At 61.4% G+C, this 18,783-nt stretch carries 19 protein-coding genes and 1 pseudogene; 4 read left to right on the forward strand and 16 right to left on the reverse strand.

Annotated features, from left to right (window positions below; genetic code table 11):
• Window positions 1-20: 20 nt before the first annotated feature.
• The 14 genes and pseudogenes from P7644_RS09015 to P7644_RS09080 form a co-directional block, all read right to left on the reverse strand.
• Window positions 21-482, reverse strand: a complete 462-nt coding sequence (locus P7644_RS09015; protein ID WP_404302905.1) for a hypothetical protein — start codon at window positions 480-482, stop codon at window positions 21-23.
• Between the two features lie 17 nt (window positions 483-499).
• The gene (locus P7644_RS09020; protein WP_404302907.1) at window positions 500-790 is read right to left on the reverse strand and encodes a DUF1010 domain-containing protein; all 291 of its coding nucleotides are present in this window, start codon (window positions 788-790) and stop codon (window positions 500-502) included.
• 104 nt (window positions 791-894) lie between these two features.
• The gene (locus P7644_RS09025) at window positions 895-1,470 is read right to left on the reverse strand and encodes a hypothetical protein (RefSeq protein ID WP_404302908.1); all 576 of its coding nucleotides are present in this window, start codon (window positions 1,468-1,470) and stop codon (window positions 895-897) included.
• Between the two features lie 66 nt (window positions 1,471-1,536).
• Window positions 1,537-2,247 carry a hypothetical protein gene (locus tag P7644_RS09030; protein WP_404302910.1) on the reverse strand — a complete coding sequence of 237 codons (711 nt, stop codon included), beginning with the start codon at window positions 2,245-2,247 and terminating at the stop codon, window positions 1,537-1,539.
• 73 nt (window positions 2,248-2,320) lie between these two features.
• A complete protein-coding gene (locus P7644_RS09035) occupies window positions 2,321-3,340 on the reverse strand; it encodes a DUF2806 domain-containing protein (RefSeq protein ID WP_404302911.1) in 1,020 nt (339 codons plus the stop codon).
• A 5-nt stretch (window positions 3,341-3,345) separates the two neighbouring features.
• Window positions 3,346-3,465, reverse strand: a pseudogene (locus P7644_RS09040) (DUF1010 domain-containing protein); the annotation flags it as partial.
• A gap of 223 nt (window positions 3,466-3,688) precedes the next feature.
• Window positions 3,689-3,775, reverse strand: a complete 87-nt coding sequence (locus tag P7644_RS09045; protein ID WP_404303166.1) for a DUF1010 domain-containing protein — start codon at window positions 3,773-3,775, stop codon at window positions 3,689-3,691.
• 72 nt (window positions 3,776-3,847) lie between these two features.
• Window positions 3,848-4,114 (reverse strand): hypothetical protein, encoded by a 267-nt coding sequence (locus P7644_RS09050; RefSeq protein WP_404302912.1) that lies wholly within the window; start codon window positions 4,112-4,114, stop codon window positions 3,848-3,850.
• A gap of 224 nt (window positions 4,115-4,338) precedes the next feature.
• Window positions 4,339-5,235, reverse strand: coding sequence for a 3-hydroxyisobutyrate dehydrogenase (gene mmsB, locus P7644_RS09055; RefSeq protein ID WP_404302913.1), 897 nt, complete (start codon window positions 5,233-5,235; stop codon window positions 4,339-4,341).
• A 75-nt stretch (window positions 5,236-5,310) separates the two neighbouring features.
• The gene (locus P7644_RS09060; RefSeq protein WP_404302915.1) at window positions 5,311-5,730 is read right to left on the reverse strand and encodes a TfoX/Sxy family protein; all 420 of its coding nucleotides are present in this window, start codon (window positions 5,728-5,730) and stop codon (window positions 5,311-5,313) included.
• 68 nt (window positions 5,731-5,798) lie between these two features.
• Window positions 5,799-6,965 carry an acyl-CoA dehydrogenase family protein gene (locus P7644_RS09065; protein WP_404302917.1) on the reverse strand — a complete coding sequence of 389 codons (1,167 nt, stop codon included), beginning with the start codon at window positions 6,963-6,965 and terminating at the stop codon, window positions 5,799-5,801.
• 158 nt (window positions 6,966-7,123) lie between these two features.
• On the reverse strand, window positions 7,124-8,647 hold the full coding sequence (locus P7644_RS09070; RefSeq protein ID WP_404302918.1) for a CoA-acylating methylmalonate-semialdehyde dehydrogenase: 1,524 nt from the start codon (window positions 8,645-8,647) through the stop codon (window positions 7,124-7,126).
• Window positions 8,648-8,856: 209 nt separating this feature from the next.
• Window positions 8,857-9,861, reverse strand: a complete 1,005-nt coding sequence (locus P7644_RS09075; protein WP_404302919.1) for a fumarylacetoacetate hydrolase family protein — start codon at window positions 9,859-9,861, stop codon at window positions 8,857-8,859.
• Window positions 9,862-9,919: 58 nt separating this feature from the next.
• The gene (locus P7644_RS09080) at window positions 9,920-10,465 is read right to left on the reverse strand and encodes a VOC family protein (RefSeq protein ID WP_404302920.1); all 546 of its coding nucleotides are present in this window, start codon (window positions 10,463-10,465) and stop codon (window positions 9,920-9,922) included.
• 98 nt (window positions 10,466-10,563) lie between these two features.
• On the opposite strand from P7644_RS09080, the gene P7644_RS09085 reads away from it, so the two are divergent.
• From P7644_RS09085 to P7644_RS09100, 4 genes are all read left to right on the forward strand, one after another.
• The gene (locus P7644_RS09085; protein ID WP_404302921.1) at window positions 10,564-11,466 is read left to right on the forward strand and encodes a LysR family transcriptional regulator; all 903 of its coding nucleotides are present in this window, start codon (window positions 10,564-10,566) and stop codon (window positions 11,464-11,466) included.
• Window positions 11,467-11,662: 196 nt separating this feature from the next.
• Complete coding sequence (gene leuA / locus P7644_RS09090) at window positions 11,663-13,330, forward strand: 2-isopropylmalate synthase (RefSeq protein WP_404303167.1); 1,668 nt, start codon at window positions 11,663-11,665, stop codon at window positions 13,328-13,330.
• Between the two features lie 35 nt (window positions 13,331-13,365).
• Window positions 13,366-14,907 (forward strand): 2-isopropylmalate synthase, encoded by a 1,542-nt coding sequence (locus P7644_RS09095; protein ID WP_404302923.1) that lies wholly within the window; start codon window positions 13,366-13,368, stop codon window positions 14,905-14,907.
• A 273-nt stretch (window positions 14,908-15,180) separates the two neighbouring features.
• A complete protein-coding gene (locus P7644_RS09100) occupies window positions 15,181-16,254 on the forward strand; it encodes a serine hydrolase (protein ID WP_404302925.1) in 1,074 nt (357 codons plus the stop codon).
• A gap of 34 nt (window positions 16,255-16,288) precedes the next feature.
• Here P7644_RS09100 and P7644_RS09105 read toward each other — a convergent pair whose 3' ends face one another.
• Together P7644_RS09105 and putP are read right to left on the reverse strand one after the other, a co-directional pair.
• Complete coding sequence (locus P7644_RS09105) at window positions 16,289-17,101, reverse strand: IclR family transcriptional regulator (protein ID WP_404302927.1); 813 nt, start codon at window positions 17,099-17,101, stop codon at window positions 16,289-16,291.
• Window positions 17,102-17,210: 109 nt separating this feature from the next.
• On the reverse strand, window positions 17,211-18,713 hold the full coding sequence (gene putP, locus P7644_RS09110) for a sodium/proline symporter PutP (protein ID WP_404302929.1): 1,503 nt from the start codon (window positions 18,711-18,713) through the stop codon (window positions 17,211-17,213).
• Window positions 18,714-18,783: the final 70 nt, after the last annotated feature.

Consider the following 18,783-nt stretch of genomic DNA (forward strand, 5'->3'; position numbering starts at 1 on the left):
TGTAGCGCCTAACTTTTGAGTTAAGCTGCGCTGTTAGGCGTCGGCTTGGACGAACTGTTAGGAGCTTCAAGTGGTAATTTATTAACGCCATTAGCTCCAGTAAATCGGTAAATGCGCTTTACTACTTTTCGACCTTCTCCACCTAGAAAAACAGAGCCACCGTCCAAATTTGCAGAGCCGGATATTCCGCCTTTTCCATTGCCTTCGTAATATTCCTCTATTTCTACTTCGACAGCATTTTCGATTCGATGTGCAATAGCTAATTCTTGGGCAACTTGCGCTTGCATCTTGGCCATGTGAAGAGATATTTCTTGACGTTTCGCTTCGTTGGCTAATGCAGACAATTCTGGTTTTTGACTTGCCACCTCGGCATCTCTTGCAGACTCAATGAGAACCCCTGCAACTGGGCCAATTAGCGGCGTGGACGTTACCATTAATTCGAGTGCTTTTTCAAAAGCTAGGCGCATTGCTGAAGTTTCCATAGATTTTTCTATCCCTCCTAACGGGCGAGGTAGGCCGACCGCAGAATGCGGGTCGGCTTGACCGAAATGTTAGAGCCAGAAGCCAAAACGGGTAACCCTAACTTGGCGACGGGCACGAACTGCGGAAAAGCACTGCGCCACCGAGGCTGCGCAGCACTACAAAAACGATAGCTGCTTGCGCTTGCTACGCAAGGGCTGGAGGCCAAAAAGACCAAAAACCAGCGTAACGCCAACAGGCGAAGCCCAGAGAAACGGCAACCCCAGCGCTGTACAACGCTTGAGAAACTGAATGCCGTTTGAATAAACATGGGCGAAATAAAGCGGGGGTTTCTTTGGGACTAACGAACTAAGGTAAGCGGCGGCTGGAAGCCGTCCGCTTGAGCGCAAGGTTAGACATCAGGCCACCTTAGATTTATATTTCACCGGCAGCGGTAGAGGCCTCGACGAAATTTCGCACTCTTTTATCTTCGTCGCCAAGCGTTCTCATCCAGTTCTTTTTAATCGTGTTGAACTTGAACACATCAAATACTTGAAAAACTTGTTCACCAAACTCTGCCGTGTAGGAGCCGCGAACCACGATATAGAGATTCGGTAGATCCTCAACCTTGAGGGGAGCCAAGGTGTAGGAGATCGATTTCCCTACCTCATAGGTCAGGACGATGCGGTCTGGGAAGTCATCTCCAAACTTGGACAAGATTGTCATTTCCGATCCGTTGGCTCGCAAGACCGCTGTCTGTAGCTTGACGTTATGCGCGTTTGCGTTCTTCCCTGCGCAATACGGAATATCGAAATGGAGTTTCTCGTTTTCAACTTCGCCGACATGTATTCCCCTATGGCATATGTCGATAACTGGAACAGAAGCAGACAACGACTCTTTCTGGGTAGAAGGAGAGTCTTTAGAGAAAAGTCCGACGAGACGTCGACGGGGGGTCTCGAAGGCGAAAAGAATGCCAATCAATCCAAGGGCAAGGCCTGCGATTTCAATCATGCGAGTTTCTGATGCCTAACGAACTGAGTTCAGCCGCCGCTGAAGGCGGTCGGCTGCGACGAATGGTTAGGCATCAAGTTGGGCCGAACCAAAAATATTTGTGGGTAGCCTAGGTTCAAATGCAGCCCCAACAAACTGTGAGGCGAGATACTGCTCTGAGAAATTTACGATTGAACACACGAGTGAATAAGCTTCCGATAAATTGCCCTCGTGGTTTCCTGCATTTAATACAATGGATGCGATATCATGCGTGAATAATATATTTCCAGACGGTGCCACAAATTGTGCGGATAGCTGTCCATGAATTATCCCCGGCCTCATAAAATATGTTCGGATCACAGTTGGTTCTTTGCTATGCATCGTAATCCAACGAATTAATCCAGAAACAGATGAATTGAGTGATGCAATCTGATCGATCTTCTGCGCAATATGGGATGAAACATTGCGAAGATTGCGGATTGGTTGCAGTTTGATGTTGACAATTTTTGGCGCAAAATCGCCTGCAATCGTATCCGAAGCGGGTTGTAACTGCCATAATTGTCGAAAACGATCCACCGACTCTACAAAGGCCCAAACATCAAGGAATATGTGAGTAAAATCCTGGTAATTTTTGGCGTTACTGGGGTGCTCAAAGGATAATTCTGAGAGAGATTTGCAAAGGCGCGTATAAGCGTAAATTGCAATCTGTGCGTGCTGTCGAAGGCCATCTAAAAATATAGCCTGCCGCTTTTCCAGTGTGGCTGGAATATTTAGTAACGGCGAGTCGATATTAAACATCTGAAGGCTAACGTTTGAATTCACCGGACTGCGCGGATCTTCGCGCAGGTCCGGTGGAATGATCGGTTCGACGTCATATCTGCTTTAGGTTGACGGGCTGAACCTGATCCGAGCCGACTTGGAAATAGCTTCCGACCTGGACATCGAAGCCAAGAGCTTTAATTGCCGTGGCAACGGACTCGACCATCTTCGCATTTGGCGAAAAGCTCCCAAGACTTAAAACTTGCTTGCCAATAGCCGTTACCGTGCAGACTTTCAGTTTGATGACCTTGTTAGGATCTGGGGCCGTAGCAAGAATCAGGGCGCCATGGCAAGTAAGTGCCTTCTGGAAAGAGGCCGTGACATTTGAATTCCAAGTGATTTCCAAGCCAAGCCCATCCACACCAGCCAAAACGCCCAACTCTTGCATAGCTAGTAAATCGGAAAAATACACCCCTTCGGCTTCCAAAACGGCGTCATTGCCACGATAAAGAACACCGGAAATGACAAATGGCGAGATTCTTTCGATGGCTTTTGCTTCCGTTTGCGATAGGTTGCGGAGAAACTCCAATGTTCGCAGGGAGAAACGCCCCGGTGATTTTACTTCTCCCGCTAGCACTTTGCCCCAAATTTGCTGCAACTCATCCGATGAAACACCGGCAGCACACTCACGCCACCTCAGCAGCCAGTCGTCCTGTGGACTATCCTGCAGTGGCTCGGAAGAATCATTCTGCAATTCCTCCTCGGCATATATGACCGCCTTGGCGATGGATACTTCTTGCCTTACCGCATCTGCTTTTGCGTTTTGATCGGCGATCTCAATTGCGCGGGGCAAAGCTAATGGAGCTCTGTCGGTGTTTTCGTGGATATTAAATGCGGATTCTAGAGCCGGTCGATTCACGATCTCGCCGCTAACCATGAGTAGCTTCTTTCCTGACCGTATAGCAACTGCATCAGCCTCCGCTTGTGCTAACGCTAATATCTCGTCGCGCCTGACTTCAAGGTTTGCTCGGCCTTCACGGCGAATCTGCCACGGCTTTAGCAGACTACCAATGCCCCTGTCAGCTATTGTTTCCCAAAGCTTGATAATAAGTTTTTCGCCTGGAATTTCCATTGAGATTATCCGCAGTGAGTTATGATGCCGAACGAACGAAAGTAAGCCGCCTGCCGAAGGCAGGTCGGCTTGACTGCCCGGTTAGACCCAGAAGCCAGAACGGGAAGCCCCAACTTGACGACGGGCGCAAACCGCGAAAAAGCAGTGCGCCACGGAGGCGACGCACTGCTTGAAAAATGATAGCTTTAGGCGCTTGCTGCACAAGGGCTAGAGGCCAAAAAGGCTTGAAACTGGCGCAGCACCCCAAGGCGAAGCCCGGCACACGGCAAAAACCCCAGCGGATAACCGCTTGAGAAGGTAAATGCCGGTGAATAAAACATGGCCTGAATAAAGCGGGTTTCTAAGCGGCTAACGGACTAGGTAAGCCGCCCGCAGTATGCGGGTCGGCTTGAGCGCCGGGTTAGGCCTAGCGCAATAAAAGGGGCGTGACAGCACGAACTACGCGCTACGAAAACCAGACTTGCTTGCACATATGGAGCAATCCATAGTGAATGAATTTTTAGGTTGTTAGCTGATATTCATCACTACGCTAGCTGTTACCACCTCTTCGGCGTGACAGTTCGGGCATTCAAAGATGAAGCTCCCATAGGCGGTGGAAAATCGTCCTTCCCCGAAAGAGTGCGCATTCCATAAATTCTCACACCCCTTGCAGAAAACCGTGGCTGCTTTTATACCTATCTTCTGTGGTGGTTTGGGGTCTGCTGTGATCTCGCGAGATTGAGAATATGCAGCATCGACTCCAGTTATTACGAATTTCTCGGTTTCAACAGTCACGGAAAGTCTCCTTTACAACCTAACTAGAATTAGACGACGTCATCCATGCCTGGATGAGTCGCATAAAAACTCAAAAATACCTGTCGCATACCGATATCCCTATGGCATAGCAACCCATCACCAACTTAGACAAACCTAAAAATTCCCGGAGGAGAAATAGCAACGGGCGCTGTAACTATATGCTACAGCGCCCGTTTTTCGAAAAGCTTACAAGCCAGTCTGGCTTAGCCCTTCTTCTGCAGCATCTTGATCACGCTAGAAAAATCCTCGCCTCCATGCCCGGCGATGCTGTGCGCCGCGTAAATGGCGCGCGCCAGGCCGCCCAGCGGCGTGCTGGCCTTGACGGCGGTGGCGTTTTCCTGGGACAGGCCCAGGTCCTTGAGCATCAGATCGGTGCCGAAGCCGCCGGCGTAGCCCTTGCTGGCGGGGGCGTTCTCGTGCACGCCCGGGTAGGGGTTGTACTTCTCCAGCGCCCAGTTGCCCCCCGAGCTGCGGCGCATGATTTCGCTCAGCACCTTGGGGTCCAGGCCGTTGGCCACGCCCAGGGCGATGGCTTCGCTGGTGCCCACCATCAAGATGCCCAGCAGCATGTTGTTGCAGATCTTGGCGGTCTGGCCTGCGCCCACGCTGCCGGCGTGGAAGATGTTGGCGCCCATTTTTTCCAGCAGGGGGCGGGCGCGTTCCAGGTGAGCGTCGCTGCCACCGACCATGAAGGTGAGGGTGCCGGCGATGGCGCCGCCGGTGCCGCCGGAGACGGGCGCGTCGATGAAGGCGATGCCCGCTGCCTCGGCGGCCCTGGCCACCTTCTGGCTGGTGGCGGCGGCGATTGTGGAGCTATCGATGATCAGCGTGCCCTTGGCGATGTGCGGCAGCAGGGCGGGGGCCTTGTCGCTGCCCAGGTACAGGCCTTCCACATGCTGGCTGGCGGGCAGCATGCTGATGACGGCCTCGGCGCCTTGCACGGCGTCCTGGGCACTGGCGGCGACCTGCAGGCCCTGGGCCTTGACCTGGGCGCAGGCGTCCGGGCTCAGGTCGAAGGCTTTGACGCTGTGGCCGGCCTTGTGCAGGTTGATGGCCATGGGGGCGCCCATGTGGCCCAGGCCGATGAATGCGATTTGCATGGTGAGGTCTCCTGTGGTGGGTTGGGTGGTGCTATGGGGTTTGTAGCTGGTGGGGTTGGATGGGCGGGGCGGCCCTCACCCCAGCCCTCTCCCAGCGGGAGAGGGAGGAAGTCCGGTTGCGCTGCTTTTTGCCCGCCGGGGCGTGGCCTTGGCCTGGGGGTTGTAGGCCAGGGCGGCGTCTATCCAGTGGCGCCACTGCGCCCGCGTGGCGTAGGCGGCGGGGCTGACCCAGAAGTAGCCGGCCATGCCGCCGCGCGGGTCCAGTTCGCGCAGACCAGGGGTTTCGGCGGTGGCGCTGTGCTGCTGCGGCGGCAGGCGCACCAGCAGTTCGTCGCCCTTGACGGCCAGGCACAGCTTGCCGTCCACCATGAAGGCGTGGCTGCCGAAGAGCTGGAGCTCCTGCACGTCCACGTGGGCACCCAGGCGCTCGGCCAGGGCGTCCTGCACGGCCGTGATGAGGTGCAGCGCTTCGTCGGACAGCGGGCGGGTGGGCATGGTGGTTTTATCGTCAAAATGGCTTGTAACGCCCATCCATCATGCGCTTGCAGCTCTCATTTTTATGCCTAGCGAATCACATCCGGCGCGTCGCCGTCCAGCATGCGCCGGCCGATGATGACGCGCATGATCTCGTTCGTGCCCTCCAGGATCTGGTGCACGCGCGCGTCGCGCAGCAGGCGCTCCAGCGGGTATTCGCGGATGTAGCCGTAGCCGCCGTGCAGCTGCAGCGCGTCGTTGACCACGTTGAAGCCCGCGTCGGTGGCGAAGCGCTTGGCCATGGCGCAGTAGGTCGATGCGTCGCGCGCGCCGGCGTCGAGCTTGCTGGCGGCCAGGCGCACCATTTGCCTTGCGGCGACCAGTTCCGTCGCCATGTCGGCCAGCTTGAACTGCAGCGCCTGGAAGCTGGCGATGGGCTTGCCGAACTGCTTGCGCTCCTGCATGTAGCGCTGGGCGTGGGCCAGGGCGCCCTGCGCCGCGCCGACCGAGCAGGTGGCGATGTTGATGCGCCCGCCGTCCAGGCCCTTCATGGCGATCTTGAAGCCTTCGCCTTCCTGGCCCAGCAGGTGGTTGGCGGGGATGCGCACGTTGTCGAAGCTGATCTGGCGCGTGGGCTGGCTGTTCCAGCCCATTTTTTCTTCCTTCTTGCCGTAGTGGATGCCCGGGGCATCGGCCGGCACGGCGAAGGCGCTGATGCCCGCCGCGCCCGAGCTGGCGTCGCCCGTGCGGGCCATGAGCACCAGCAGGTCGGTGCTGCCCGCGCCGGAGATGAAGGCCTTGGAGCCGTTAATGACGTATTCGGCGCCCACCAGCTCGGCGCGCGTCTTGAGCGAGGCGGCGTCCGAGCCGGCGCCGGGCTCGGTCAGGCAGTAGCTGGCCAGCTTTTCGCCGCTGGTCAGCAGCGGGCCCCAGTGGTCGCGCACCTCGGGCTGGGCCCAGGTGCCGAGCATCCAGGTGGCCATGTTGTGGATGGTGATGAAGGCCGTCGTGGAAGGGTCCACGGCGGCCATTTCTTCGAACACCAGGGTGGCGTCGAGCCGGGGTAGCTGCAGGCCGCCCGCTGCTTCGGGCGCGTACAGGCCGCAAAAACCCAGCTCGCCGGCCTTGGCAATCGCTTCGCGCGGGAAGATGCCCTCGGCGTCCCAGTGCGCGGCGTGGGGGGCCAGCTGGCCTTGGGCAAAGGCGCGGGCCGTCTCGGCAAAGGCGCGCTGGTCTTCGGTGAGTTCAAAGTTCATGCGCGTGGGCCTCCTTGAATACTATTTTTTCAATAGCTTATAGCGCTTGTTTGATAAGGTGTTTGACTGGGTTTTGTGCTTGCTGCACAACTGCGTGGCCTGGCAAGTGTCGGGTTAGTCCACCAGGGCCTAACCCGACAGGCAGTCCAAGTCTTCGCTTACTTCAGGCTGATGGTGGTGTTCACGCCGTGGCTGGTGGTGCTGTCGTCAAACCAGCGTGCCGTGACGGTCTTGGTCTGCGTGTAGAACAGCACGACTTGCTTGCCGTAGGGACCCAGGTCGCCCAGCTTGGAGGCGCGGCTGCCGGTGAACGAGAACAGCGGCACGGGCACGGGGATTGGCACGTTGATGCCCACCTGGCCCACGTCGATGTCTTCCTGGAACTTGCGCGCGGCCGCGCCACTTTGCGTGAAGATGGCCGTGCCGTTGCCGTTGGGGTTGGCGTTGATGAACTCGATGGCCTCGTCGATGTCTTCCGCGCCGGCCAGACACAGCACGGGGCCGAAGATCTCCTGGTCGTACACGCTCATGCCGGGCTTGACGCCGCTGAAGATCGTGGGGCCGACGAAGTTGCCCTTCTCGTAGCCCGTCACCTGCGGCTTGCGGCCGTCCAGTTCCAGCTTGGCGCCGTCGGCCAGGCCGCGCTCGATCAGGCCCTCGACGCGCGACAGGGCGGCGCAGGACACCAGCGGGCCCACGTCGGTGCCGGGCTCGGTGCCGCCGGACACCTTCAGCGTCTTGGCCTTCTCGATCAGTTCGGGGATCCAGTTGCGCGCCTCGCCCACCAGCACGGCCACCGACAGCGCCATGCAGCGCTGGCCCGCCGCGCCGAAGGCGGCGCCGGCCAGGGCGTTCAGCGTCTGCTCCTTGTTGGCGTCGGGCATGACGATGGCGTGGTTCTTCGCGCCCATCATGCATTGCACGCGCTTGCCGTTCAGGCTGGCGCGGTTGTAGACGTGGGTGCCGACCTTGGTGGAGCCCACGAAGCTGATGGCCTTGATGTCCGGGTGGTCGCAAATGGCGTTCACCGCGTCTTCACCGCCATGGATCACGTTCAGCACGCCGGCGGGGATGCCGGCCTCCAGTGCCAGTTCGCACAGGCGCATGGTGACCATGGGGTCCTGCTCGGAGGGCTTGAGCACGAAGGTGTTGCCCGTGGCGATGGCCATGGGGAACATCCACAGCGGGATCATGGCCGGGAAGTTGAACGGCGTGATGCCGGCGCACACGCCCAGGGGCTGCATGATGCTGTAGGTGTCCACGCCGTTGGCCACGTTGTTGGCCAGCTCGCCCAGCTGCAGCGTGCCGATGTTGGCGGCGTGCTCCACCACCTCCAGGCCGCGGAACACGTCGCCCTCGGCGTCGGGCAGGGTCTTGCCCTGTTCGGCCGTCAGCAGCGCGGCCAGCTCCTTCATGTTCTCGCGGATCAGCTGCTGCAGCTTCAGGAAGATGCGGGCGCGGGTGCCGATGGGCGTCTTCTTCCAGGTCTTGAAGGCCTCCTTGGCCGAGGCCACGGCGGCGTCGATCTCGGCCGGCGTGGCGAAGGGCACGCGCGCCAGCACCTGCTGCGTGGCGGGGTTGACCACGTCGCGCCACTGGGTGGTCTTGGAATCGACGAATTGGCCGCCGATCAGCAGCTTCACGGTGGGGGCCAGCACTTGGGCCGATGCGGGTGCGTTCATGACTTGCGTCTCCAGGACATGAGTGAATGGATGACGCCATGGTACTTGTGCGAAATTACGCATGCAATCGATAATTTCGCACTTCAGCTTTGCGAATTTGCACATAGTCATGTGCAGACCGCATCGGGTGCGTTTTGCTCATCAAAACAGAGCTGCAATCGCTTGTAGCGTAAGGGCTATGCCTCGTTTTTATCGTTGGCAGAGCGGCCTCAGAACGTGCGCACGCGGTTCTCGATGCTGCCAAAGATGTTCCGCCCCTGGCCGTCGAACATCTCTATGCGCACCTTGTCGCCCTGCTTCATGAAGGGCGTGGCGGGCTGGCCCTGTTCTATGGTTTCGTAGGTACGCACCTCGGCCAGGCAGCAGTAGCCCACGCCGCCATTGGCAACCGACGAGCCCCACAGGCTGCCCTGCTTGTTCGACACCGTGCCCGAGCCAATGATGGAGCCCGCGCACAGCGTGCGCGTCTTGGCCGCATGGGCGATGAGCTGGCCGAAGTCGAAGGTCATGTCCACGCCCGCGTTGGGCTTGCCAAACAGCTCGTCGTTCAGGTGCACCACCAGCGGCAGCTGCACCTTGGCGCCCTGCCAGGCCATGCCCAGTTCGTCGGGCGTCACGGCCACGGGACTGAAGGCGCTGGCGGGCTTGCTTTGGAAGAAGCCAAAGCCCTTGGCGAGTTCTGCCGGGATGAGGTTGCGCAGCGACACGTCGTTGACCAGCATCACCAGGCGGATCGCCTGGGCGGCCTGCGCGGGCGTCGCGCCCTGGGGCAGGTCGCCGGTGACCACGGCGACCTCGGCCTCGAAGTCTATGCCCCAGGCCTCTTTCGCCACGACCTCGCCGCGTGGCGGGATGAAGCCGTCGCTGCCGCCCTGGTACATCAGCGGGTCGGTGTAGAAGCTCTCGGGCACCTCGGCATGGCGCGCGCGGCGGACCAGCTCCACATGGTTGATGTAGGCCGAGCCGTCGGCCCATTGCCAGCTGCGGGGCAGGGGCGAATGGCAGGCGGCCTGGTCAAAGGGTTCGCCTTCGATGGCGCCGCTGTTCAGGGCCTCGTAGACCTGGCGCAGCTGCGGCTCCACGCTGTCCCATTCGTCCATGGCGGCAAGCAGGGTGCGGGCCATGGCGGGTACGCTGCGGCAGCGGCTCAGGTCGCGGCTGACGACGACGAGGGTGCCGTCGCGGCCGCCTTGGTTCAGGGTGGCGAGTTTCATGGCGGAAGTGGCTTTGCGAGAGTGAAGAGGGGCGGTGGCGCGTGCGCGGGCAGCGGGCTTATCCGGCGTAGCTGCCGTCGTGCATCCAGGCGGCGTGCTTGGGGGCTTTCTTGGTGCGCTCCCACTCGTTGAGCATGTCCCACTTCACCTCGTCGAGCATCTTGTTCATCTTGGGCGTGGCGCTGTCGGCCGCCAGCTCCAGGCGGTGGCCCGAGGGGTCACGGAAGTAGATCGATTGAAAGAGCGTGTGGTTCGTGGGCCCTATGACTTCGATGCCGTCGGCCTCCATCCGGGCCTTGGCCTTCATCATGGTTTCCATGGAATCGACCTTCAGTGCCAGGTGCTGTGTCCACGACGGGGTGTTGGCGTCCGACGGGGCAATCATGGGCGCCTTGGTCGGCAGCTCAAAGAAGGCCAGGATATTGCCGCCTCCGATGTCGATGAAGATGTGCATATAGGGGTCGGGCTCTTTGGTCGAGGGCACCTGGTCCTCGGCAATCGCCAGGATGAAGTCGGCATCCAGGTATTTTTGATACCACTCGACGGTTTCCTTGGCGTTTTTGCAGCGATATGCGACGTGGTGGATGCCATTGAGAAAAGCCATGGTTGTCTCCTGTGCTGTACGAAGAGGTGGAATTGATTAAAGACCGAATCGATTTATGATTCAAACGGTTTTAAACGATCAATTTATAGGGTTTACTTATGAATGTGACGCTGCGCCAGTTGAGTGCCTTCGTGGCCGTGGCTGAAACCGGCAGCTTCACGCTGGCGGCCGAGCGGCTCTGCATTACCCAGTCGGCCTTGAGCGGCCTGATCAAAGAGCTGGAGACATCCCTGGGCCTGCGCCTTTTTGACCGCAGCACGCGCCGCCTGCGCCTGTCGGACACGGCGCGCGAGCTCTACCCGCAGATCGAGAAAATCCTGCACGACCTCGATGGCGTGGTGAGCGAGGTGGGCAAGCTCAAGGCGCTGCAGCGCGGCAGCGTGCGCGTGGCCGTGTCGCAGCTGCTCGCCTGCACGCTGCTGCCCGAGCTCATGGCCGGCTTTCGTGCGCAGCACCCGGGCGTGCAGCTGCGCCTGGTCGATTGCGCGGTCGAGAGCGTGATGGCGCGGGTGTTTTCCGGCGAGGTGGATATGGGCATAGGCCCGGAGCGCGAGGCCAATTCCGACATTGCCGCCGAGCAGCTGTTTTCCCTGCCCTTCATGGCCGTGATGCCGCCAGGCCATGCGCTGGCGCGCCGGCGTACGCTGCAGTGGCACGACCTGTCCGGGCAGTCCCTGATCACCCTGCAGGGGCAGTTCACGGAGCTGCTGGTGAGCGACGTGGGCGAGGCCGCGCGCGGCCTGCACAAGGAGAACTTCATGCAGGTGACATTCATGACCACGGCGCTGGCGCTGGTGCGCGCGGGCTTGGGGCTCACGCTGTGCATACCCTATGCGCGCTCGCTGGTCGAGCAATTCGGCCTCGTCATGCGGCCCGTGGGCGGCCCGGTGGTGGAGCGCAGCTTCTGGCTCTTCACGCGCCGGGGCAGGGCGCTGTCGCCCGCGGCCCAGGAATTCCGCAGTTTTCTGCAGCAGCGGCTCAGGACTTCGCTTTTGTGCTAGAGTTGTCCGCATGTCGTTTCTGTCCCTAGCACTACTACTGAACTTGTCCCACGGGCAGGCACAGTAGCGCGCGTACAGTCCCACACATACACACCTACTCCACGGCCCGTAGCACCAGCGACGGGCCGTTTTTGTTTGTGCAGGTCGCTGGATGCGGGTCAGATTCGATTCCCGATCCATGAAAGAGAAAGCCACCATGTTGCACAACCCCGCCACCAAGTACCGCCCCACTGCCCCCGTGCGCCTCGCTGACCGCACCTGGCCCGACGCGGTGATCACCCAGGCCCCCATCTGGTGCAGCGTGGACCTGCGCGACGGCAACCAGGCCCTGATCGAGCCCATGGACATAGAGCGCAAGATGCGCATGTTCGAGCAACTGGTGAAGATCGGCTTCAAGGAGATCGAGGTCGGCTTTCCCTCCGCCTCGCAGGTCGAGTTCGACTTCGTGCGCAAGCTCATCGAGGAAGACCGCATCCCTCATGATGTGACCATCCAGGTGCTGACCCAGGCGCGCGAGCCGCTGATCCACCGCACCTTCGAGGCCTTGGCCGGCGCGCCGCGCGCCATCGTCCACCTGTACAACGCCACTGCGCCGGTGATGCGCCGCGTGGTGCTGGGCATGAGCGAGGACGAGATCGTCGAGTTGGCTACCAGCCATGCACGGCTGTTCAAGGACATCGCCGCGCGGTATCCGGCCACCGACTGGACGTTCGAGTATTCGCCCGAGATGTATTCGGACACCGAGCTCGAATTCTCCAAGCGCGTGATCGACGCCGTGACCGAGGTGTGGCAGCCCACACCGCAGAAGAAATGCATCATCAACCTGCCCACCACGGTGGAGCATTCCACGCCCAACATCTTTGCCGACATGGTGGAGTGGACGCACCGCCATATCAAGCGCCGTGACAGCGTGGTGCTGTCCGTGCACCCGCACAATGATCGCGGTACCGGCACAGCCTCGGCCGAACTGGCCTTGATGGCGGGCGCCGATCGCCTCGAAGGCTGCCTGTTTGGCAACGGCGAGCGCACCGGCAACCTCGACGTGGTGAACGTGGCCCTCAACATGTACATCCAGGGTGTGCACCCGGGGCTGGATTTTTCCGACATCGACGGCATCCGCAGCACCGTGGAGCACTGCAACCAGCTGCCCGTGCACCCGCGCCACCCCTATGTGGGCGACCTGGTCTACACCTCGTTCTCTGGCTCGCACCAGGACGCGATCAAGAAGGCCTTTACCGAGCGCCGCGAGGGCGACATCTGGGACATGCCCTATCTGCCTATCGACCCGAAGGACCTGGGCCGCAGCTATGAGGCCGTGATTCGCGTCAACAGTCAGTCCGGCAAGGGCGGCATCGCCTATCTGCTGGAGAGCGAATACGGCCTGCAGCTGCCGCGCCGCCTGCAGATCGAGTTCAGCCAGGTCGTGCAGCGCGAGATGGACGCCAGCGGCAAGGAGCTGACGGCGGGTGACCTCTGGAGTCTGTTCCAGCGTGAATACCACTTCCAGTCGGTGGCCGCGCCTGCCTACCGCATGCAGGAGCAGGAGGGCAGCTTCTCCTTGAGCGCCGGCCTGCAGTGGCAGGGTGAGCGGCTTTACATCGAGGGTGCGGGCAACGGGCCCATCGATGCCTTCGTGCAGGCCGTGTCTGCGGCGCTCGAGCGCGAGGTGCGCGTGCTGGACTACAACGAGCACGCCGTCGGCGAGGGCGCCAGCGCCAAGGCCGTGGCCTATGTGGAGATGCGCATCGACGAGCGCCACACGGTATACGGCGTGGCCATGGATGCCAACATCGTCTCCGCATCGTTCCGCGCCATTCTCTCGGGCCTGCAGCGCGTGCCGCAGGCGCAGGCCGCAGTGGCGTAAAGTTCCTGTTTCCGCTCACACGACAGAGGCAACCCATGAGCTCCGACAAACTCATCATCTTCGACACCACCTTGCGCGATGGCGAACAGTCTCCCGGCGCCAGCATGACGCGCGACGAGAAGCTGCGCATCGCGCGCCAGCTCGAACGCCTGAAGGTGGATGTGATCGAGGCCGGTTTTGCCGCCAGCAGCAATGGCGACTTCGAATGCGTGCAGGCGATTGCCCGCGCCATCAAGGACTCCACGGTCTGCTCGCTGTCGCGTGCCAACGACCGTGACATTGCGCGCGCGGCCGAGGCACTCAAGGACGCGCAGCGCGGGCGCATCCACACCTTCATCGCCACCAGCCCCCTGCACATGGAGAAAAAGCTGCGCATGACGCCCGAGGAGGTGCTGGAGCAGTCGCGCCTGGCCGTGCGCTTTGCGCGCAATCTGATGCAGGACATCGAGTTCAGCGCCGAGGACGGCTACCGCAGCGAGATCGACTTTCTGGCGCGCGTGTGCGAGGCGGTGATCAACGAAGGGGCGACCACCATCAACATCCCCGACACCGTGGGCTATGCCGTGCCCGAGCTGTATGGTCACTTCATCAAGACGCTGCGTGAAAAAGTGCCCAACAGCGACAAGGCCATCTGGAGCGTGCATTGCCACAACGACCTGGGCATGGCCGTGGCCAACAGCCTGGCGGGGGTGAAGATCGGCGGCGCGCGCCAGGTCGAGTGCACCATCAACGGCCTGGGCGAGCGCGCGGGCAATTGCTCGCTCGAAGAAATCGTCATGGCCGTGAAGACGCGGCGCGACTATTTCGGACTGGAGGTGGGTATTGATGCCTCGCAGATCGTGCCGGCGAGCAAGATGGTCAGCGCCACCACCGGCTTCGTGGTGCAGCCGAACAAGGCCGTGGTGGGGGCGAACGCCTTTGCGCACGCCAGCGGCATCCACCAGGACGGCGTGCTCAAGGCGCGCGACACCTACGAGATCATGCGCGCCGAGGACGTGGGCTGGAGCGCCAACAAGATCGTGCTGGGCAAGCTCTCCGGGCGCACGGCGTTCAAGCAGCGCCTGCAGGAGCTGGGCGTGGTGCTGGAGTCCGAGGGCGAGATCATGGCGGCGTTCTCCAAGTTCAAGGAACTGGCCGACCGCAAGAGCGAGATCTTCGACGAGGACATCCTGGCGCTGGTCAGTGACGAGAGCGTGACGGCCGAGAAAGAGCAGTACGGTTTCATCTCGCTGGCGCAGCACAGCGAAACCGGCGAAATGCCGCATGCCGAGATCGTCTTCACCATCGATGGCCGTGAGGTGCGCGGCACATCGGACGGCAACGGCCCGGTCGATGCTTCGCTCAAGGCCATTGAAAGCCAGGTGAAAAGCGGGGCGGAGATGGTGCTGTATTCGGTCAACGCCATCACCGGCTCGACCGATGCACAGGGCGAGGTGACGGTGCGCCTGCAAAACGCCGGCCGCGTGGTCAATGGCGTGGGCGCCGACCCGGATATCGTCGTGGCTTCGGCCAAGGCCTATCTGCATGCGCTGAACAAGCTGCAAAGTAAAGCCGAACGTGTCGCGGCGCAGGGTTGACCTAGTGTCGTGACACCCATCCCATGCCGGTCTGTGCTTGCCCTCGAATCGCAGCGCTGCGTTGCAGCCCTTGCCCAGATGTCCAATCTGGGCTGCGGCCTGCGCCTTGCGCTGCGTTCCGATGGCCGCGCCCAGCCTGCGACATCTGATGGGCGTCGCGACACTAGCCTAAAATTCAGGTAGTTTTTAAAAAAGTCGCGCAAGATATTGATCTTGCGCGACTTTTTTTGATTCTGTAAACTCCAGTACAGTTTCTTACGCTCGGAGCATCTGATGCACGCCCGCTTTCGCATCACCTCACTTCTTTCTCATGCTCTGGCCTTCGCGGTTCTGGGTCTGGCCTTGGCTGTGCCCGATGTGCACGCCACCCAGCGTAAACCTGCCGCGGCCAAAAAAACTGCATCTGTCCCGGCCAAGCGCGTGGCGGCCAAGCTGCCCCACAAGGCAAGTGCCAACAAGGCCACGCGTGTCTCTGCGCGCAGCGCCAAGGCGCCGGTGCGCATGGCGGCAGAGCCTGCGCGCGTGTCCTTCGGCCAACTGGCAGGCCTGCATGCGGTAAGCGATCCGCTGGACCTCAAGTCCAGCGTGGCTCTGGTCATCGATCAGGACACCAAGGAGGTTTTGCTGAGCAAGAACGATCACGCGGTGCTGCCGATTGCCTCGCTGACCAAGCTCATGACGGGCCTCTTGATTTCCGAGGCGCGCCTGCCCATGGATGAGCCGATCACCATTACGCAGGATGACGTGGACACCGAGAAAGGCAGCGGTTCGCGCCTGACCGTGGGCGCCACTCTGTCGCGCGCAGAGCTGTTGCACCTGGCCTTGATGTCCAGCGAGAACCGTGCCGCCCATGCTCTGGGTCGTACCTATCCCGGTGGGCTGGCGGCATTCGTGCAGCGTATGAACGCCAAGGCCAAGCTGCTGGGCATGACGGAGACGCGTTTTGTCGAGCCTACGGGCCTGTCCAGCAACAATCAGTCCAGTGCCCATGACCTGGCCACGCTGGTCAATGTGGCGCATGGCGATGCGCTGCTGCGCGAATTCTCCACCTCCCCTGGCCATGAGGTCATGGTGGGGAAGCGGGTTCTGCAATACAACAACACCAACCGTCTCGTGAAGAGCCCGTCCTGGGATATCGGCCTGCAAAAGACGGGCTATATCTCCGAGGCGGGCCGCTGCCTGGTGATGCAGGCGGAGATTGCGGGGCGCAAGCTGATCATGGTGTTCCTGGACTCCGCCGGCAAGTTCAGCCGTCTGGGCGATGCCGAGCGGGTGCGCTCCTGGGTGGAAAAAATGCACCCCATCAGCGGCGCCAACATGGGCGCCGCAGCCATGCCCAGGAGTTGATCAGCGCCGCCGCTGCGGCGGCGTTGCTCCATGCTCAGGGTGTCTCTTGCCCATTGAGCGCCGTGCGCAGGCCGGTGGTGTAGCCCAGCGCCAGGGAAATCTCCTGCGCGGCGGCCTGCAGCTTGGGTAGCCAGCCATCGTCCAGCCGGTCGGCAGGGGCCGAGATCGACAGGCCCGCCACGAGCTGGCCCTGGTCGTCGAATACGCCTGCGGCCATGCAGCGTACGCCCAGTTCCAGCTCTTCGTTGTCGCGCGCAATGCCGTACTGCCGCGCCTTGCCGAGTTCACGCTCCAGAATCGGCAGCTGGGTGATGCTGTTGCGCGTGTGGCCGGGCAGGCCGGTGCGCGTGGCGTAGGCGCGCACGCGCTGGGGGTCGTCGGCGGCCAAAAACAGCTTGCCGGTGGATGTGAGGTGCAGCGGCGCATGCCCACCGATGGCGCGCACCACCTGCATGCCAGAACGCTCGCTGTAGGCGCGTTCGATGTACACGATCTCGTCGCCCTGGCGCACGCTCAGGTTCACCGGCTGCTGGATCAGCTTGTGCAGCTGGCGCATGGGGATCAGGGCGGCGTCGCGCACGGACAGGCGTGCCTTGACCAGGTTGCCCAGCTCCAGCAGGCGCATGCCCAGGCGGTAGCTGCCCGACTCGGGCCGGTCCACGAAGCGGCCTATCGTCAGGTCGTTGAGGATGCGGTGGGCAGTGGAGGGGTGCAGGCCCGTGCGTTCGCTGATTTCCTTGAGCGAGACCGATTCTTCCTTCGAGGCCAGCACATCAATCAGCTGGAACATGCGCTCCAGCACCTGAACATTGGGCTTGGCATGCATGTCTGCCGGGTTTTTCTTCATGGCGATGAGAGCGGTTACTAATCGTTCATTTTATCTGGTGAAAAGCAAACCTGCAGACAGCAAGGCCCGGCATGCAGCAGCAGTGCCGGGCCTTTTCAAACGGGGTGGATCAATACGCGTTGATCTGCGCAAATTCCCGCTGTACCGCGCCATGGGCCTTGCGCATGCTCGGCGAGGGCGAGGCGCTCAGCACGCTCACCAGCACCACCGCCAGCCAGCCCAGGATGAAGCCGGGCACGATCTCGTACAGGCCCAGCCAGCCGAACTGCTTCCACACCAGCACGGTGACGGCGCCGGTGACGATGCCCGCGAGTGCGCCCGCGCGCGTCATGCGCTCCCACCACAGCGACAGGATGATCACCGGCCCGAAGGCGGCGCCAAAGCCGGCCCAGGCGTAGCTGACCATGCCCAGCACCTTGGATTCGGGGTTGCTGGCAATGGCAATCGCCACCAGCGCCACCACCAGCACCATGATGCGGCCGACCCAGACCAGCTCCAGCTGGCTGGCGTTCTTGCGCAGGAAGGCGCGGTAGATGTCTTCGGTCAAAGCGCTGGAGCACACAAGCAGCTGGCAGGACAGCGTGCTCATCACCGCGGCCAGGATGGCCGCCAGCAGCGCGCCGGCGATCCAGGGGTTGAAGAGCTGCTTGGAGATCTCCATGAACACCGTTTCGGCGTTGGCGTTGACGGCGCCAGCGCCGGCCTCGTTGAGGGCGAAGTAGGGGATGCCGACAAAGCCCACGGCCACGGCGCCCATCAGGCACAGGATCATCCAGGTCATGCTGATGCGCCGGGCAGCGGGAATGGTCTGCACCGACGAGGCCGCCATGAAGCGCACCAGGATATGCGGCTGGCCGAAGTAGCCCAGGCCCCAGGCCAGCAGCGAGACGATGCCGACAAAGCTGGCGCCGCGCATCATGTCGAACTTCTCGACAGCGACGATGGCGTGCCAGTCCTGGCCCGGCTGCAGCTGGCCCTGCACGGCCAGCCAGGCCATCACGGGCGCCAGGATCAGCGCGGTGATCATCAGGGATGCCTGGATGGTGTCGGTCCAGCTCACGGCCAGGAAACCGCCGATCAGCACATAGGCGATGGTGCAGGCCGCGCCCACCCACAGGGCGGTGGCGTAGGGCATGCCGAACATGTTCTCGAACAGGCGCGCGCCCGCCACCACACCCGAGGCGCAGTACAGCGTGAAGAACACCAGGATCACCATGGCGGTGACGATGCGCAGCAGGTTGCCCCTGTCCTCGAAGCGGTTGGCCAGGTAGTCGGGCAGGGTCAGCGCATTACCGGCGCGCTCGGTGTACAGGCGCAGGCGCGCCGCCACCAGGCGCCAGTTGAGGTAGGCGCCGATCACCAGGCCAATGGCGATCCAGGCTTCGGACAGGCCCGACAGGTACACCGCGCCCGGCAGGCCCATGAGCAGCCAGCCGCTCATGTCCGAGGCGCCGGCCGACAGGGCGGTGACGAAGCTGCCCAGGCTGCGCCCGCCCAGGATGTAGTCCGACAGGTTCTTGGTGCCCAGGTAGCCCAGTGCGCCGATGCCCAGCATCGCAACCAGGTAGATGGCGAACATGATCGCCGTGGGGTCGTTCCAGGAAAATTGCATGATGTTCACTATTTAATAAATAGCTGCCCGCGCTTGTATGGCGGGCGCTAGGGTCTGTTTTTATTGAAAG

The organism is Alicycliphilus denitrificans (assembly GCF_044792555.1).
Taxonomy (GTDB): domain Bacteria; phylum Pseudomonadota; class Gammaproteobacteria; order Burkholderiales; family Burkholderiaceae_C; genus Alicycliphilus; species Alicycliphilus denitrificans_A.

Excerpts from the sequence above, each read along its gene's own strand:
- P7644_RS09105 (WP_404302927.1), bottom strand. The coding sequence starts at position 17,101 with ATGAAGAAAAACCCGGCAGACATGCATGCCAAGCCCAATGTTCAGGTG.
- P7644_RS09095 (WP_404302923.1), top strand. The coding sequence starts at position 13,366 with ATGAGCTCCGACAAACTCATCATCTTCGACACCACCTTGCGCGATGGC.
- P7644_RS09025 (WP_404302908.1), bottom strand. The coding sequence starts at position 1,470 with ATGATTGAAATCGCAGGCCTTGCCCTTGGATTGATTGGCATTCTTTTC.
- P7644_RS09015 (WP_404302905.1), bottom strand. The coding sequence starts at position 482 with ATGGAAACTTCAGCAATGCGCCTAGCTTTTGAAAAAGCACTCGAATTA.
- P7644_RS09075 (WP_404302919.1), bottom strand. The coding sequence starts at position 9,861 with ATGAAACTCGCCACCCTGAACCAAGGCGGCCGCGACGGCACCCTCGTC.
- P7644_RS09060 (WP_404302915.1), bottom strand. The coding sequence starts at position 5,730 with ATGCCCACCCGCCCGCTGTCCGACGAAGCGCTGCACCTCATCACGGCC.
- P7644_RS09085 (WP_404302921.1), top strand. The coding sequence starts at position 10,564 with ATGAATGTGACGCTGCGCCAGTTGAGTGCCTTCGTGGCCGTGGCTGAA.
- P7644_RS09035 (WP_404302911.1), bottom strand. The coding sequence starts at position 3,340 with ATGGAAATTCCAGGCGAAAAACTTATTATCAAGCTTTGGGAAACAATA.
- P7644_RS09065 (WP_404302917.1), bottom strand. The coding sequence starts at position 6,965 with ATGAACTTTGAACTCACCGAAGACCAGCGCGCCTTTGCCGAGACGGCC.
- P7644_RS09080 (WP_404302920.1), bottom strand. The coding sequence starts at position 10,465 with ATGGCTTTTCTCAATGGCATCCACCACGTCGCATATCGCTGCAAAAAC.
- P7644_RS09070 (WP_404302918.1), bottom strand. The coding sequence starts at position 8,647 with ATGAACGCACCCGCATCGGCCCAAGTGCTGGCCCCCACCGTGAAGCTG.
- putP (WP_404302929.1), bottom strand. The coding sequence starts at position 18,713 with ATGCAATTTTCCTGGAACGACCCCACGGCGATCATGTTCGCCATCTAC.
- P7644_RS09020 (WP_404302907.1), bottom strand. The coding sequence starts at position 790 with ATGTTTATTCAAACGGCATTCAGTTTCTCAAGCGTTGTACAGCGCTGG.
- P7644_RS09100 (WP_404302925.1), top strand. The coding sequence starts at position 15,181 with ATGCACGCCCGCTTTCGCATCACCTCACTTCTTTCTCATGCTCTGGCC.
- mmsB (WP_404302913.1), bottom strand. The coding sequence starts at position 5,235 with ATGCAAATCGCATTCATCGGCCTGGGCCACATGGGCGCCCCCATGGCC.
- P7644_RS09030 (WP_404302910.1), bottom strand. The coding sequence starts at position 2,247 with ATGTTTAATATCGACTCGCCGTTACTAAATATTCCAGCCACACTGGAA.
- leuA (WP_404303167.1), top strand. The coding sequence starts at position 11,663 with ATGTTGCACAACCCCGCCACCAAGTACCGCCCCACTGCCCCCGTGCGC.